The 14968-nt window shown below is 65.0% G+C and carries 14 protein-coding genes, 1 tRNA gene and 1 riboswitch; of the genes, 7 read left to right on the forward strand and 8 right to left on the reverse strand.

What is annotated here, in order from left to right; genetic code table 11:
• Positions 1-342: 342 nt before the first annotated feature.
• From AACZ26_RS13045 to AACZ26_RS13065, 5 genes are read left to right on the forward strand one after another with little or no spacing between them, the layout of a single operon-like run.
• Complete coding sequence (locus AACZ26_RS13045; protein WP_026936347.1) at positions 343-702, forward strand: helix-turn-helix transcriptional regulator; 360 nt, start codon at positions 343-345, stop codon at positions 700-702.
• Positions 699-2615: a cation-translocating P-type ATPase gene (locus AACZ26_RS13050; RefSeq protein ID WP_028707591.1), complete on the forward strand. Its 1917-nt coding sequence runs from the start codon at positions 699-701 to the stop codon at positions 2613-2615. Before AACZ26_RS13045 ends, AACZ26_RS13050 begins: the two co-directional genes overlap by 4 nt.
• Positions 2615-3223 carry a cadmium resistance transporter gene (locus AACZ26_RS13055; protein WP_026936349.1) on the forward strand — a complete coding sequence of 203 codons (609 nt, stop codon included), beginning with the start codon at positions 2615-2617 and terminating at the stop codon, positions 3221-3223. The genes AACZ26_RS13050 and AACZ26_RS13055 overlap by 1 nt, the downstream gene beginning before the upstream one ends.
• Complete coding sequence (locus AACZ26_RS13060; RefSeq protein ID WP_026936350.1) at positions 3220-3744, forward strand: signal peptidase II; 525 nt, start codon at positions 3220-3222, stop codon at positions 3742-3744. Before AACZ26_RS13055 ends, AACZ26_RS13060 begins: the two co-directional genes overlap by 4 nt.
• Positions 3745-3754: 10 nt before the next feature.
• Positions 3755-4066, forward strand: coding sequence for a hypothetical protein (locus AACZ26_RS13065; protein ID WP_026936351.1), 312 nt, complete (start codon positions 3755-3757; stop codon positions 4064-4066).
• Between the two features lie 7 nt (positions 4067-4073).
• On the opposite strand, the gene AACZ26_RS13070 is transcribed toward AACZ26_RS13065, so the two are convergent.
• The 3 genes from AACZ26_RS13070 to AACZ26_RS13080 all read right to left on the reverse strand — a co-directional run bounded on the left by AACZ26_RS13070 (position 4074) and on the right by AACZ26_RS13080 (position 7421).
• Complete coding sequence (locus AACZ26_RS13070) at positions 4074-5375, reverse strand: hypothetical protein (RefSeq protein ID WP_125107298.1); 1302 nt, start codon at positions 5373-5375, stop codon at positions 4074-4076.
• A 665-nt stretch (positions 5376-6040) separates the two neighbouring features.
• Complete coding sequence (locus tag AACZ26_RS13075) at positions 6041-6376, reverse strand: helix-turn-helix transcriptional regulator (protein ID WP_026936353.1); 336 nt, start codon at positions 6374-6376, stop codon at positions 6041-6043.
• A complete protein-coding gene (locus AACZ26_RS13080) occupies positions 6366-7421 on the reverse strand; it encodes a tyrosine-type recombinase/integrase (RefSeq protein WP_131491372.1) in 1056 nt (351 codons plus the stop codon). Before AACZ26_RS13080 ends, AACZ26_RS13075 begins: the two co-directional genes overlap by 11 nt.
• A gap of 19 nt (positions 7422-7440) precedes the next feature.
• Between AACZ26_RS13080 and AACZ26_RS13085 the strand changes: the two genes are divergently transcribed.
• The gene (locus tag AACZ26_RS13085; protein ID WP_193128229.1) at positions 7441-7716 is read left to right on the forward strand and encodes a hypothetical protein; all 276 of its coding nucleotides are present in this window, start codon (positions 7441-7443) and stop codon (positions 7714-7716) included.
• Between the two features lie 542 nt (positions 7717-8258).
• On the opposite strand, the gene AACZ26_RS13090 is transcribed toward AACZ26_RS13085, so the two are convergent.
• From AACZ26_RS13090 to thiM, 4 genes are all read right to left on the reverse strand, one after another.
• Positions 8259-8332 (reverse strand) — tRNA-Pro (locus AACZ26_RS13090).
• Positions 8333-8418: 86 nt separating this feature from the next.
• Positions 8419-9978, reverse strand: a complete 1560-nt coding sequence (locus tag AACZ26_RS13095) for a bifunctional hydroxymethylpyrimidine kinase/phosphomethylpyrimidine kinase (RefSeq protein ID WP_339622218.1) — start codon at positions 9976-9978, stop codon at positions 8419-8421.
• Positions 9975-10613 carry a thiamine phosphate synthase gene (gene thiE, locus AACZ26_RS13100; protein ID WP_339622219.1) on the reverse strand — a complete coding sequence of 213 codons (639 nt, stop codon included), beginning with the start codon at positions 10611-10613 and terminating at the stop codon, positions 9975-9977. The genes AACZ26_RS13095 and thiE overlap by 4 nt, the downstream gene beginning before the upstream one ends.
• Positions 10614-10636: 23 nt before the next feature.
• Positions 10637-11446: a hydroxyethylthiazole kinase gene (gene thiM, locus AACZ26_RS13105; RefSeq protein ID WP_339622221.1), complete on the reverse strand. Its 810-nt coding sequence runs from the start codon at positions 11444-11446 to the stop codon at positions 10637-10639.
• A riboswitch (TPP riboswitch) is annotated at positions 11438-11529 on the reverse strand. It overlaps the preceding gene by 9 nt.
• Positions 11530-11800: 271 nt before the next feature.
• Between thiM and AACZ26_RS13110 the strand changes: the two genes are divergently transcribed.
• A complete protein-coding gene (locus AACZ26_RS13110) occupies positions 11801-13306 on the forward strand; it encodes an MDR family MFS transporter (protein WP_339622223.1) in 1506 nt (501 codons plus the stop codon).
• Positions 13307-13447: 141 nt separating this feature from the next.
• Here the strand turns inward: AACZ26_RS13110 and der are convergent, their stop codons facing one another.
• Entirely contained in the window at positions 13448-14968 is a 1521-nt protein-coding gene (gene der, locus AACZ26_RS13115) for a ribosome biogenesis GTPase Der (protein ID WP_339622225.1), read from the reverse strand.

Consider the following 14968-nt stretch of genomic DNA (forward strand, 5'->3'; position numbering starts at 1 on the left):
TCACACGGTCGGGCTGACAGGATTTGAACCTGCGACCCCTTGAGTCGAAGAAGGGTTCTCCCTCCGTCACGCTTGATAGCCGTAGATCCCTTGCGGGAGTAGGCAAGTCGGGAGATCCCACAACCCGTCAGATCCCGTCAAAACCGGCAAAAGCCCGGAGCTTGCGGGTACATTTGCGGGTACATGGATTTTGGGCTTGAGCGCTCCACAAGGAGCTGGCACGTACTGGTAGCACCGATTGTTGCTGAGTCGCGTATTCATCAGATGTCGACTGCTGTTTCGCCTTGTGGCGGAGGCTGATGCATCCGGCGATTGATCAGCCTGTGCTGTATAGTTCAGTGCATGCTGACTATTGCTTCTCGACTCGACGTCATGAACCGGCTCGGCCGGGCCATGGCGGATCCGACGCGTTCCCGGATCCTGATGACCCTGCTCGAGGGACCGAGCTACCCGGCGGTGCTCTCGCGTGAGCTGGAGCTGACTCGCTCGAACGTGTCGAACCACCTCACCTGCCTGCGCGACTGCGGCATCGTGGTCGCTGAGCCGGAGGGTCGCCAGACTAGGTATGAGATCGCTGATCCGCACCTCGCGGCCGCTCTCATCGCGCTGGTGGATGTGACTCTGGCTGTCGACGAGCACGCTCCGTGCGTGGACTCGTCGTGCACCGTTCCGGGTTGCTGCGGAGCGGGAGCAGACGCGTGAGCGCGGCATGCGGCTGCGAGCACGAGCCGACGACCACGGCAGTCGATGAGAGCGAGGAGAAGGAGCGGCCCTGGTGGAGGGACCGCGGGATCATGGTGCCGGTCTTCTCCGGTGTCGCGTTCCTCGCTGGTCTGATCCTTGAGTGGTCCGGCATGGAGATCCCGGCACTGGTGCTGTTCTGGGTCGGCTTGCTGCTGGGCGCGTCGACGTTCACGCCGGGCGCGATCCGGAAGCTGTTCAAGGGCAAGCTGGGCATCGGGCTGCTGATGACGATCAGCGCGGTCGGCGCAGTCGTCCTCGGCTACGTCGAAGAGGCTGCGGCGCTGGCGTTCCTCTACTCGATCGCAGAGGCGCTGGAGGACAAGGCGATGGACCGCGCCCGCGGCGGGCTGCGAGCGCTGCTGAAGCTGGTCCCCGACACCGCGACCGTGCGCCGCGACGGCGCTTCGGTGGAGATTGCGGCGAAGGACCTCGCGGTCGGGCAGGTCATGGTGGTTCGTCCCGGCGAGCGGATCGCGACCGACGGAGTCGTCCGTGCGGGGCGCTCCAGCCTGGACACCTCGGCGATCACGGGCGAGTCGATCCCGGTCGAGGTCGAGCCCGGCGACGCCGTGTCGGCCGGCGCGATCAACAGCGCCGGTGCGCTGGAGGTCGAGACGACGGCGGCGGGCACCGACAACTCGCTCACGACCATCGTGGAGCTGGTGGAGCAGGCGCAGGCGGAGAAGGGCGAGCGAGCGCGCCTCGCGGACCGGATCGCGCGCCCGCTGGTCCCGGGCGTGCTGGTCCTCGCGGCCCTGGTCGCCCTGGTCGGCTCGCTGTTCGGGGACCCGGAGCTGTGGATCACCCGAGCCCTCGTCGTCCTCGTCGCCGCCTCCCCGTGCGCGCTGGCGATCTCGGTGCCGCTGACGGTGGTCGCGGCGATCGGCGCGGCGAGCAAGTTCGGCGTGATCATCAAGTCCGGCGCGGTGTTCGAGCGCTTCGGCACGGTCCGCCACGTCGCCGTCGACAAGACCGGCACCCTCACCCGCAACGAGCCCGCCGTCACCGCGGTCCTCGCCGCGGACGGCGTGACCGACGCCCAGGCGCTGGCCTGGGCGGCTGCGCTGGAGCAGCACAGCACGCACCCGCTGGCCGCGGCGATCACCGCCGCAGCCCCCGGAGCCCAGGCTGCTGAGGGCGTGACCGAGCAGGCCGGGCACGGCATCGAGGGCAAGATCGACGGGACTCGGATCACCGTCGGCAGCCCCCGCTGGCTCGACGCCGGGGTGCTCGGCGACCAGGTCGCGGGCCTGGAGGAGCAGGGCATGACCGTTGTGATCGTGCACCGCGACGGGGCCCCTGTCGCCGCGATCGGCGTCCGCGACGAGCTGCGTCCCGAGGTCCCCGAAGTGGTGCGGACTCTCGCGGCGCAGGGCGTCGGGGTGACGATGCTCACCGGCGACAACGCCCGCACGGCACGGGCGCTGGCAGCGCAGGCCGGTATCAGCGACGTGCGCGCGGAACTGCGTCCCGAAGACAAAGCGACCGCGATCGGGGAGCTGTCAAAGGCGGGGTCGGTTGCAATGATCGGCGACGGCATCAACGACGCCCCCGCTCTGGCCGCCGCGGACATCGGCATCGCGATGGGCGCGACCGGCTCGGACGCGGCGATCGAGTCCGCCGACGTCGCGTTCACCGGCCACGACCTCCGCCTCATCCCGCGCGCGTTCGACCACGCCCGCCGCGGACGCCGCATCATCAACCAGAACATCGTCCTGTCGCTGCTGATCATCACCGCGCTGCTGCCGCTCGCGCTGTTCGGCGTCCTCGGACTCGCCGCTGTGGTGCTGGTCCACGAGATCGCCGAGGTCGTCGTGATCCTCAACGGACTCCGCGCCGCCCGCACGCGTACCCCACGGCTGGAGAGCTGATGCTTGCGACCATCGGCTCAGCGATCGGCTTGTTTGCTGCGACCAACATCGATGACATCGTCGTGCTGACCGTGCTGTTCCTGGCCTCCAGCCGAGGGAAGCCGCGACCGTGGCAGATCGTCGCAGGCCAGTACCTCGGGTTCATCACCCTCGTCGTGATCAGCGTGATCGCCGCGCTCGGCCTGACCATCGTCCCCGACGAATGGGTGGGCTTCCTCGGCCTGATCCCGCTCGGCATCGGCATCTGGACCCTCGTGCGGGGCCTGCGACGCAACGGTGACGACGATGACGACGACGAGAAGATCACCGCGGTCGGGCTGTGGGGCGTCGCCGGGATCACGATCGCCAACGGGGCCGACAACATCTCCCTCTACACGCCGATCTTCCGCACCAGTTCGCCCGGCGACGTCGTCGTCATGATCGCGGTGTTCCTCGTCCTCGTCGCCGTCTGGTGCGCTGCTGGACGCCTGATCGGAACCCACAAGGCCGTCACCGAAACGCTTGAACGCGTCGAGCACTGGCTCGTACCCGTCGTGTTCATCGGCCTGGGCCTGTTCATCCTGATCGATTCCGGCGTCATCGTCCGCCTCGTCGAGGTCCTCGCATGACCCCGGACGCGGCTGCCGATGCTGAGCTGACGTCGGGAGAGCGGCAGCAGAGGGGGCGTTGGCGGCTCACGGCGGGGGCACTCGCGCTCGGCGGGCTCGTCCTCCTGATCGATCAGGGGACGAAGGCATGGGCGGAGGCCACGCTCACAGTAAGTGAGCGCCTCCCGCTGATCGGCGACCTGCTGGGCCTGCAACTCGCTTACAACCCCGGCGCGGCGTTCTCCTTCGGTGAGGGTTCCACCTGGGTGTTCGCGCTGGTGGCCGTCGCGGCCACCGTCACCGCGATCGTGTTCGCGTTCCGTGTCCGACACCCCGGGTGGGCGATCGTGATCGGCGCGCTTGGCGGGGCCGCCGCCTCCCACGCCGGCGACAGGCTTTTCCGTGCTCCAGGGTTCGCCCAGGGGCACGTCGTGGACTTCCTCGCCTACGGGAACTGGTTCATCGGGAACGTCGCCGACGTCGTGATCGTCACCGCCGCGATCGCCGGAGCGCTTCTGATGATCCGCGGCAACGAGAACTGAGAGGACCATCATGGAGATCATCCTGCAGTATTTCAACGGCTGCCCCAACTGGGAGGTGCTCGACCAGCGGCTCGCTGAAGTAGTCAACGACCGATCCGATGTCAGGGTCATACGTCAGCTGGTCGAGACCCCCGAGGACGCCGTGCGCCTCGGGTTCCACGGCTCCCCAACCGTGCTCGTCGACGGCATCGACCCGTTCGCCGACGAGCGTACCCACGTCGGGCTCGCCTGCCGGATGTTCCGCACGCCAGCTGGGATCGCCGGGTCGCCGACCGTCGAGCAGTTACGCGAAGCGATTTCCGGCCCGGGCGCTGACGTGTGATGCTCGTTCAGGCGTGGTCGGAACGGAGTGCCGGATAGTCGGACCAGTCACCGCCGGCGAGACGCGACCATGCGGCGGCGGACGAGGTCGTGATGCCGAGGAGATCCGAGACGATCAGGGGATGCATTTGCCGGGTGAGCTCGATGAGCGCTGTGGTGCGTGCGCTTCCCGCGAGCAGGCCTTCGGCGCGAAGACGACGGCTCAGCGGGCCCGGGGTGAGGTGATTGCCTGGGTTCCGGCCGGGGAACAGCCATCCTTCAGGATGGTGCTTCGCGGCGTCGGCGAGATCGCTGATGGCGTCGCCAAGGATCTCGGGGAGCCCGATCGGCTCGGCCCCGACGGTCAGCGTGACGGGCCGCGAGCTCGTATCGATCTGTGTCCGGGTGATCGTGACGATGCGGGTCAGCTGGATGCCGTAGAGCAGTACGAGGAGCCCGGCTGCCCGGGTCTTCGGGTCCATGCCGGCATCCGACAGGAACTTGCGAGCCATCTGCCATCGGTGGTCGGAGGCGTAGCTTCGCCCTTCGAGGCGATGGGCTCGGAACTCGACTCGGAGGGTGCTCATCCGGTGCCGTCGTAGCCAGCGAGTGAATGGTGCCAGCGCGTCACGCTGGCTCGGTGAATCAGTCAGATATGCGTCGAGCCGGCGCTGCGGATAGGTTGCCAGCGTCTCTTGCTGTGACCGAATCTCTCGAAGAAGCGCGGCGCAGTACTTCAGCGCGGCCCGTTGCCTTTGGAAGCCAGCGGCTGGACTCGATGTACTGCGGGGTACCGCTCGGAAAGCCCGGGTGGACCGGAGGAGCTCCCAGGTGCAGTACCGGCGCAGGACCAGCCGGTCCTCGGCATGTTCGATGCCCGCCAACCATCCATCGAGCCAGTGGTCGAAGCGCGTGCCTTCGACATCGATCTCCGGAAGCACTCCTGAGCGGACCAGAAGCGAGAGGAGGAACGCTACCGACTGTCCCGACCGGGCTCGGGTGATGATCGCCTCGGCGGTGAGTGGCAGGGTTCCGTCCGCGATCTCGCGGAGCACCATCGCGCACTTGCTCTTGTGCATCCAGCGTTCGAACGATGCGGCTTTGCTGTGGTGCGTGAGCAGATAGTCCGCAAGGGGGTGGAGGTCCGCGCGGATCTCTCCCGCGTCGTCGGCGAGCAACTGCTGGATCGCGACGGGCCGGCGGCACTCGACGCAGAGATGATGCTTGCGGATCTCCTCGATCGAGCCACACCCAGGGCAGGCCATCGTCACCGGAGCGCCCGCGCAGTCGGCGCAGACCTTCTGACCGTTCATGAAACCGGTCAAGAACACCCTGCGCCCGCACTCGGGACAGGGCTGCGGTCTACGCATCGCGTAATAGCAGCGTGCGCATACCCGTCGCCCGTCAAGGTGGGAGGCGACCCGGCCAGGTTCTCCGCAGAGACCGCAGGTCTTGATCGGTGCGGTATAACAGGCCAGGCAGACGAGTTCCGGGCGGCGGACGATGATGGTCGCGTGCTGCCTGCACCGCGAGCAGTCACCGAACGATCGAGGGTCGGCTCGCCAGCATTCGCGGCAGAAGCGCTGTCCGTCGATCGTGCGCTGCACGGGTCGGACCCGGCCACAGGAAGCGCAGGAGACGGACCTGGCGTTCCGCTCGCAACGAGAGCAGTGCCGACCACCGCTCGGCGTCTTGTGGGGCATTCTCACCGAGCGGCCGCAGGACTCGCACGTCGGCAGCACTACCCGGTCTGCTCCTTCTTCTACCAGCGCGCGGGCCAGATCCTGGACGGTCACCGGCACATTCGCATGCCGCCCCTCGAGGACCCCAGGCTGCTTGATCAGCGCGAGCTCAAGAAGCCGCTGCGTGAGGGGCACTGGCGCAACCGAATGCACGATCTCAGCGAGACGCTCGGGCAAGATCTCGGGAACGAGGGGACGCACGAGGTCGATAACTTCCGTGACTCTCGGCTGCTGCGGAGGCTTGGCCACCGTGGCTACTTCGTACGCGGACGGCGGATGGTTGCGCGGACAGGACGGAGATCACCGATCGACCCGCGCGTCGCTTCCTCGCCCACGGCCACCGGGGTCGATGCCTCTCGGCGAGCGATTGTCACGAGATCGTCGAGTGAGCACTCCAGCGCATCGCACAACGCCGCCAACACGTCGAGACGCACCCGCTGAGGCGGTTGCGTCACCAGCCGATACACCTGCTCCCTGGACAGGTCGATCCCGCGTTCCTCGAGCAGTGGCTTCAGCTTGGAGGTCTGGAAGATCCCGCGCGAAGCCATCACTCTGCGGAGATTCCATCCGGTGTCGAGCTCAACGGTCATCAGCTTCTCCTTCGATGAGGGCCTTCAGTGCTTCCGCGAGCACCCGGTTCTTGTAGTCCGAACTGACGGAGGCGTAGATCGAGGTCGTCGAGGCGTGCATGTGCCCGACCTGCTCCTGGACGAATCGATCGGCATAGCCGAACTCCAGCAAATGCGTGACGTAGGAATGCCGGAGGCTGTGCAGCGTCAGATCCTTCGACAGGCCAGCCTCGTCCCGCAGCTCCGCGAACCTCCGGTCGAGATACCCGGCGGACAGACGCGTGCGACGCTCGGTCACCCAGAGCGCGTCAAGGTCAACTCCGGGCGCGAAGCGTTCCCGGGCCTGCTCGAGCCATTGCTGCATGCCCGGCACCCACCAGTCGAACTCCGGCACCAGCAGCACCGTCCGCCGCCGCGGCGCACCACCTCCTGCAGCCTTCGCCCACCGCACGTGTATCGCGCCGTAACGCCCCCACTGGCGCATCTTTGCGTTGTGGTGCAGGTCGACGGTGTCGAGCATCACCGCCTCCGTGCGGCGCAACCCGAACGCGTAGACCGTCTTCAGCAGTTGTGCGTCACGCAACGCCCCGAGAGCGCCCTTCCGGCCCGACGCCACGAGCAGCTCGACGCGAGCGTCGGCGGTGTCGAACAGGCGCTCGATCTCGTCGTACGTGAACGGGCGGCGTTTCCCGTCCCCCTCGAACTCAAACCGGTGCGCGACCGTGTTCCACGGCAGACACACCTGGGACGGGACCTCACCGAACTCCCGGTCGCAGATCTCCATCCAGTCGTACAACGGGTTCGTGAGGTAGTCGCAGAATCCCCGGATGGACCCGTGATTGGCGCGCATCGTCGACAGCGTGCGAGTGCGTCCGCCCGATTCCGCGGTGAACTCATCCACATCGGCGACCGTCCACCTCCACGGGGGCTTGTCCACGAAATCACGGAACCGCGACACCGTCGCCGTCCGATTTCGAATCGTTTGCTCGCGGAGCCCGCGTGACAACTGCTGGTTCCGCCAGCCCTCGATCATCGCGTTGAAGACCTGTTCCTCCGGGTTCGCCAATGCGACGTTCGACGCTGACGTGAGCAGCCGAAGCGCCGCTGCTGTCAGCAACCACGAGGATGTCGTGTGGCAACTGAAGGAGCAGGCTGGTTCGATCAGCGTGCAGACGGTCATGGGGATCCTCGGTTCGATGTCCGGCGACTTCGCCGGATTCGCAGGGGCTGCGGGTCAGGCGTTCGAGGTTGGCAATACGCAGTCCTTGAGAGCCGTTGTAGACCGGCTGAAGCTCGCCGGCGTCATCAAGCTGCAGCAGGGTGGACAGCCCAGAGATCGCTGGAAGCTGCGCATCGCTTAACCCCCTGCTACGGTCGCCACTACAAAGCTCGTCCTCGCTCTAGGCTCAGGTTCATGGAGCGGACCACATCGAGGGTCCGGATGGAGATCAAGATACGTCGGGATCTCTCGGGATCGCGCAGGGCTTCGCAGGACGTCGGTCGGGATCATTCAGGATCTGACGGGATCTCTCGGGATACGACTACGTGTCGGACGCGCGCTGCCTAGGCAGTATGACAAGTATTCACTCGAGGTGGGCTATGCCCACCTGACAAGGACCGTCATGCCTAGCGATTGGATGTAAACCTGAGGTTCTGCGCCGTCGTTAGACGTCATTCGATAGGCCAGTCGCCGGGCAATCCAGTACTACAGCGAGCAGATAAACCCCAGAATCACGAGGGTCTTCGCCTCACCTGCCTTGCGAGCGCGCCACGTACAGGCTTGGAGTGTCGGGATAGTTCGCAAAAAACCTTGCGGGTACATTTGCGGGTACATTGGCCATTTTGACCCACTGTTCACACGACAAAGCCCTGATGAAAATTGCTTCTCATCAGGGCTTTTCGGTCGGGCTGACAGGATTTGAACCTGCGACCCCTTGACCCCCAGTCAAGTGCGCTACCAAGCTGCGCCACAGCCCGTGACAACTCGAATAGCTTACCGTGAAATCGGGGCGCTAATGTTCACATTGCGATCGAAACGGGCCAAAACGGCAACAGAAACGAAATCAGTTCGCAGTAACCCGGTGTGCGGCAGCGAAGAACTCGCGTTCATGCTCCGTGGATGCCACGAAAGCGGTCAGCATCGCAGCCCGAACCTGCGGGGTGGCGCCTGCCGCGAGCGCCGTCACTATCGTGATCGCCTGCTGTGTGGCATCCGCGAATGCTTCATCGGCATAGGTCGTCAACCAATCAGCGTAAGGATGCGCAGCGTGCGCCAGCGGGTGCAGCCTTGAGCCGACGTCGTGGTACACCCAGAAGCACGGCAACAGGGCCGCAGCGAGCACCGCATAGTCACCGCGGGCTGCTGTCGCGAGCAAGTGGTTGAGGTAGGCGGTAGTGGTGGCACTGGGGGCGGCTGCGAACAGCTCACCGTCCTCAGACCACGACTCGTGCAACTGCAGTTCCGTCACAATGCAGCCCTCAGCACTCGATGCCCAGAAGGCTTGCTCTGCGGCTGTGGGTGCCAGTCGGGCGGCTTCGGCGAGCGCCCGCGCATAATCGCGCAGATAGAGGGCATCCTGAGCTAGGTACCAGACGAAGTCACCCCGGTCGAGAGAACCATCCCCTAGCGCCCGCACAAAGTCACCACCATCGATCCGGGCCCGCACAGAGGCGATCTCAGCCCACCACTGCTCCCGCACCTCAGCCGCGGTCGGCGCCGTCTCCACACCCCCACGGTGCCACGCCCCCGCAAAGTGACTAATGGGTCCACGCCCGCCACCCACCTGCAACGATGCACCGGCATGGATGCTCTCGCTCAACCACCGCTTCGACTCCCCCACAGCGGCAGCCCAATCACCGCCGGCCGCAATCCGGGTCGCGAGCGCACTCGACAGCGAACACCCTGTTCCGTGGGTGTTGCTGGTCTCTATCCGGATGCCGCCAAACTCGGTCACTACGGGTGCGTTCCCCGAGCGCGCATCTACGAGCGCATCCGGAGCCTCCGCCCCGCTCAGGTGTCCGCCCTTGGCCACTACGCGCACCCCGTAGGAGGCAGAGACTCGCCGCGCCTGCTCCAGCACCTCGGGCCACGTCTCGGCGGCAGGTTCCGCGGCGATGATCGCGAGCTCGGGGATATTGGGCGTCACCAGGTCACACACCCGCACGAGGTCGCGCAGCGCCTGCTCGGCTTCGGCATCCAACAGTCGGTCACCACTTGTGGCGACCATCACCGGGTCAAGCACCACCACGGGTGGCTGCACTCTTTCAAGCCACGCACGAACGACGTCCACGACCTCGACGGTGCCGAGCATGCCGATCTTCACGGCATCGATAGCGATGTCGTCGCTCAGGGCATCGAGTTGTTCGCGCAAGAAATCAGCGGGCGGCACGTGAACACCACGCACCCCGAGAGTGTTCTGGGCCGTCAATGCCGTGATCGCCGCCATCCCGTAGCCACCATTGGCCGCAATCGACTTGAGGTCAGCCTGAATACCGGCCCCACCCGACGGGTCGCTGCCAGCGATGCTCAGCACCCGGGGAATCCGTACCCCACTCGCGCTACCCACACCGCTCACGCTCGGCACGACACTCCCACCGGCTCCGCCCACAGCGCTCCCGCTCACGCCGTCACCTCCGCGTCGGCAGCCCACGCTGCGGCGAGCGCCCGCGCCGCCTCGCGCGGATCGGCAGCACCACAAATTGCGGAAACCACCGCACCACCGCGAGCGCCACTGGCCCGCAGCAGGGGGAGATCGTCCTGACCAACTCCCCCAATAGCTACGGCGGGCAACCCGCTGAGCGCAATGAGCTCGGCCATACGAGCGTGCCCGAGCGGTTCGGGAGCATCCTTCTTGCTCGTCGTGGGGTGCAGCGCACCAATGCCGACATAGTCGACTCCGGCAGAACGCACACTGGCCGCATACAGTTGATCTTCCGTCGACGCGCTCAGACCCACGATCGCTCGCGGACCCACGAGAGCACGCACCGACGCGACGGGCAGATCGCCCTGCCCCACATGCACGCCCGCAACCCGGGCTCCCATTTCTCGGGCAGCCAGATAGACGTCTACCCGATCATTCACGAGCACAGGAACCTTCAGCGCTACCGCCGTCGACACCCGCAACACCAGATCGAGAAATTCGCGCGCCGGCATGTTCTTCTCACGCAACTGCACGAGCGTCACTCCCCCGGCCACCGCTTCGTAGACGAGATCAACAAGGTCGTGGCCAGCGGCACGAGCCTGGGCTGAGTCCGTCACCAAATATGTCGACAGGTCGAAGCTCACGCGATCACCGCCCGTGCTGCAATGTCGTCCGCCGAAACTTCGCTCAGCGCATCCAAGAGGGCCACCGCAAAGCTGCCCGGCAGCGCCGAACGCTCCGCCGCGAGATCGGCCGCCACCGTGTAGACGCTTGTCGCCGCAACAGCCGCTGTCAGCGCATCCGGAGTCACCGCCGCAAATGCCGCCATGATCGCCCCGAGCGCACAACCGCCGCCCGTCACCTTGGTGAGTACCGGATGCCCGTTCGTGAGCCTCACGACACTCACGCCATCGGTCACCATGTCGGTCGCTCCCGATACCGCGACGGCGCCTCCCGTCGCGCGCGCGAGCATCTGGGCGGCGGTGAGGGCGTCATCCACGCTGCTCGTACTGTCGACGCCTCGACCGCCCGTTCCGAGTTCGGCGAGCGCCAGAATCTCCGAGGCATTGCCTCGCACTAGCGATGGACCGAGATCACGCAGACGATGAGCCAGCGACGTGCGCACCGGCAAAGCACCGATGGCAACCGGGTCAAGCACCCACGGCGTTCCGGCAGCATTGGCGGCCGGCGCAGCTTCGAGGGCGGCAGCGCGCTGCTCTTCGCGACACGTGCCCAAATTGATGAGCACTCCGGAGGCCACCCCGGCGAACATGCCCGCCTCTTCGGGAATGTCCACCATCGCTGGTGCCGCCCCCACGGCCAACAGAGTATTAGCGGTGAAGCCCACCACCACGTTATTGGTAATGCACTGCACGAGTGGCGACGTCGATCTCACCGCCTCGAGCGCGTCTTGAGTGGCGGTCAACAGCAGTTCTGGCGTACGCGACATGCGCGACATCCCTTCGCTAGTTCTAACTAGATCAGGTTCGACGGGTGTGTTCTCAGCCCCGCAGGGCACCCCGTGTCACAAGTTATTTCTTCCAACATACCGGTTCGGGCGGATGCTCGGACACGGGCACCAGACTGTTCAGAGTCATCGGCCTTCCGCTCCGTGCGGGCGCGCAGTGCGCGAGCGCATCCACCCCGAATTGGGCTCCCATTCACCCCGCTCAGCACGAAATGGGAATTATTGTGCTGACGAATGTCGTTGCACTGAGCAAGAATAAAGATGACGACTGATTTGTGCGCCCATTCGACACCGGCTGCTGCTTCGTCCGACCGCTGAGAACACGACAGGATTTTAATGACTAGCACCGCGCCGATCACCGGCAGCATTCCCCTCCCCAGCTCGGCTGAGGGGTCTTCAACGAGCTCGGTCGATAACAGCGGTCGCAACCGTCTCGTTATCGCGCTCATGCTCGCGGCAACTTTCGTCGTGTTCCTCAACGAGACGTCGCTTGTTGTCGCAATCCCCGGCATTATGGAAGATCTCAACATCCAACCGAGCACCGCTCAGTGGTTGTCGACATCCTTCATGCTCACGATGGCGGTCGTGATTCCCATAACCGGATTCCTCATCCAACGGTTCACGACCCGCAGCATCTTTATCGCCGCGATGTCCCTCTTCACCGCTGGCACTCTGTTGGGAGCTATTGCTCCCACGTTCGTGCTGCTCATTGTGGGACGCGTGGTTCAGGCCTCGGGCACCGCAATCATGCTTCCGTTGCTCATGACCACCGTCATGACTCTCGTGCCCCCGGCTACGCGCGGCAAGACCATGGGCAATGTGTCTATCGTCATGTCGATGGCACCCGCCGTCGGCCCTACGGTCGCCGGTCTCGTGTTGGCGGTCTTTGACTGGCGCTGGGTCTTCATCGTCATGATCCCCATCTCCGTTACCGCACTCGTGCTCGGCATCACCAAGGTGAGGAACGTCACCGACCCCCGCAAGGTCTCGATTGACATTCTGTCCGTCATCCTTTCGGCTATCGCTTTCTCAGGGCTCATTTATGGGCTCTCGAGTTTGGGCGAATCTGCGAGCGGTGACGTGCTGATTGCTCCCGCGATCCCGATTGCCGCCGGCGCCGTGAGCCTCGTGCTGTTCATCATCCGCCAGCTCGCGTTGCAGAAAACCGATCGCGCGCTGCTCGACCTGCGCACCTTTGCCGCGCCCGGCTTTGCCGTGTCGATCTCTCTCATGATGATCATGATGGCGGCGCTCTTCGGCACGATCATCCTGCTCCCCATGTTCACTCAAGACGTTCTCGGCCTTGAACCGATCCTCAGCGGACTGCTCGTGCTGCCCGGCAGCCTTGTCATGGGAGTGCTCGGCCCGATCGTCGGTCGCCTCTACGACAAGGTCGGCCCGCGGCCGCTCATGATCCCCGGCGCGATCGTCGTCAGTGCCTCGCTCTGGAGCTTCACGATGCTCTCCGAAACAAGCTCGCCGTTCATGGTCGTTGCGATCCACATCCCGATGAGCATCGGACTGGCATTCATGTTCACCCCGCTCTTCACGTCAGCGCTCGGTGCCCTCAAGCCGCACCTCTACTCGCACGGCAGCGCCACCATCGGCACCGTGCAGCAACTGGCCGGTGCCGCCGGTACCGCACTGTTCATCGCCCTGCTCACCGTGCAGTCCGTCGCCCTCGCGGCAGACGAGTCAAGCGAAACCCATGCCCTTGCCGGAGGCGTGCAGCTCGCTTTCATGGCGGGAGGAATCATCTCGCTCTTCGCGATCGTGCTGACGTTCTTCGTCAAGCGCAACAGCACAGAGACAGCGCCCAGCGACGCCCCCATCGCGCACTAACGAAACGGTGCGAGCGAGAGCCCAGCAGCTCTCGCTCGTCACCCGCTCACGTCGACCTAGGCGTTAACGCCAAACGGCGAGTCACTCTCCTCAGAGAATGACTCGCCGTTTCGCTTGTGCGCCGAAGCCACTGTGCCGAACCTACTTGCGCTTGCGCTTCTCACGCACACGCATGTTGACCTGGATGGGGCTGCCATCGAAGCCAAAGATCTCGCGCAGCCGACGCGTAATGAATCGACGGTACTGCGGGTCCAAGAATCCGGTCGTGAAGAGCACGAACGTGGGCGGGCGGCTCGATGCCTGCGTACCAAAGAGGATGCGCGGCTGCTTGCCACCACGAAGCGGGTGAGGGTGCTCTTGCGTGAGTTCTGCCAACAGCGCGTTGAACTTACCGGTCGGAATGCGGGTATCCCACGACTCCAACGCCAATTCGAGAGCCGGAACGAGCTTCTCCATGTGACGACCAGTCTTGGCCGAGATGTTTACTCGCGGAGCCCACGCAACGTGGCCAAGGTCCTTGTCGATCTCACGCTCGAGCAGCATGCGACGTTCGTCATCGAGAAGGTCCCACTTGTTGAAGGCCAATACGAGCGCCCGGCCCGATTCGAGCACGAGGTCGACAATCTTGAGGTCCTGAACGCTGAGCGGCTCGCTGACGTCAAAGATGACAACAGCAACTTCAGCCTTCTCCAGTGCCGCACTCGTGCGCAGCGTTGCGTAGAAGTCAGCACCCTGCGCCAAAGCAACACGACGACGGATGCCGGCGGTGTCGACGAAGCGCCAGAACTTGCCGCCGAGCTCAATCTGCTCATCGACGGGGTCGCGAGTCGTGCCGGCGAGATCGTTGACGACAACGCGCTCTTCGCCAGCAGTCTTGTTCAGCAGGCTCGACTTGCCGACGTTCGGGCGACCAAGAATAGCGACGCGGCGAGGGCCACCCACTTCTTCCTTGGCAACGGTCGAGATCTCCGGCAAAACGGTGAGCACGTGGTCAAGCAGGTCAGCAACACCACGGCCGTGAACCGCAGAGGAGGGCCACGGCTGACCGAGGCCGAGGCTCCACAGCGCTGCGGCATCCGATTCCTGGTGAACGTCGTCAACCTTGTTAGCGACCAAAATCACGGGCTTCTTGGTAGCACGCAGCATGCGCACGACGTGCTCGTCGGTCGAGGTGGGGCCAACCGTGGCATCCACGACAAAGAGCACAGCGTCGGCGAGGTCGATCGCGATCTCGGCCTGGGCAGCAACAGACGCGTCGATTCCCTTAGCGTCGGGCTCCCAGCCACCGGTGTCGACGATCGTGAAGTGACGGTTGTTCCACTCGGCTTTGTAGTTGACGCGGTCGCGAGTAACGCCGGGGGTGTCCTCCACCACAGCTTCACGGCGGCCGATGATGCGGTTGACGAGAGCCGACTTGCCGACGTTCGGGCGACCAACGATCGCCAAAACGGGAAGGGCGGGCAGGTAGTAAATGGCATCCGGGTCATCGGATGCCGATTCCAGAACCTGAATATCGTCGTCGTCGAGGTCGTAGTCACTCAATCCCGCACGAAGAGCAGAGGTGCGCTGGGCTGCCTCTTCTTCGTTCATGCCGGAGAGTCGCTCGACGAGGTCCGGGTTTAGTTCGGGAAAGTCGTCGTCGGCGGGCGAATGATCGGCCAT

This window comes from uncultured Salinibacterium sp. (assembly GCF_963974405.1).
In the GTDB taxonomy this organism is placed as follows: Bacteria; Actinomycetota; Actinomycetes; order Actinomycetales; family Microbacteriaceae; genus Rhodoglobus.

Bases quoted from the DNA above. Each gene is read 5' to 3' on its own strand.
- AACZ26_RS13045 (WP_026936347.1), top strand. From the start codon at position 343: ATGCTGACTATTGCTTCTCGACTCGACGTCATGAACCGGCTCGGCCGG.
- AACZ26_RS13055 (WP_026936349.1), top strand. From the start codon at position 2,615: ATGCTTGCGACCATCGGCTCAGCGATCGGCTTGTTTGCTGCGACCAAC.
- AACZ26_RS13060 (WP_026936350.1), top strand. From the start codon at position 3,220: ATGACCCCGGACGCGGCTGCCGATGCTGAGCTGACGTCGGGAGAGCGG.
- AACZ26_RS13065 (WP_026936351.1), top strand. From the start codon at position 3,755: ATGGAGATCATCCTGCAGTATTTCAACGGCTGCCCCAACTGGGAGGTG.
- AACZ26_RS13075 (WP_026936353.1), bottom strand. From the start codon at position 6,376: ATGACCGTTGAGCTCGACACCGGATGGAATCTCCGCAGAGTGATGGCT.
- thiM (WP_339622221.1), bottom strand. From the start codon at position 11,446: ATGTCGCGTACGCCAGAACTGCTGTTGACCGCCACTCAAGACGCGCTC.
- AACZ26_RS13110 (WP_339622223.1), top strand. From the start codon at position 11,801: ATGACTAGCACCGCGCCGATCACCGGCAGCATTCCCCTCCCCAGCTCG.
- der (WP_339622225.1), bottom strand. From the start codon at position 14,968: ATGGCCGATCATTCGCCCGCCGACGACGACTTTCCCGAACTAAACCCG.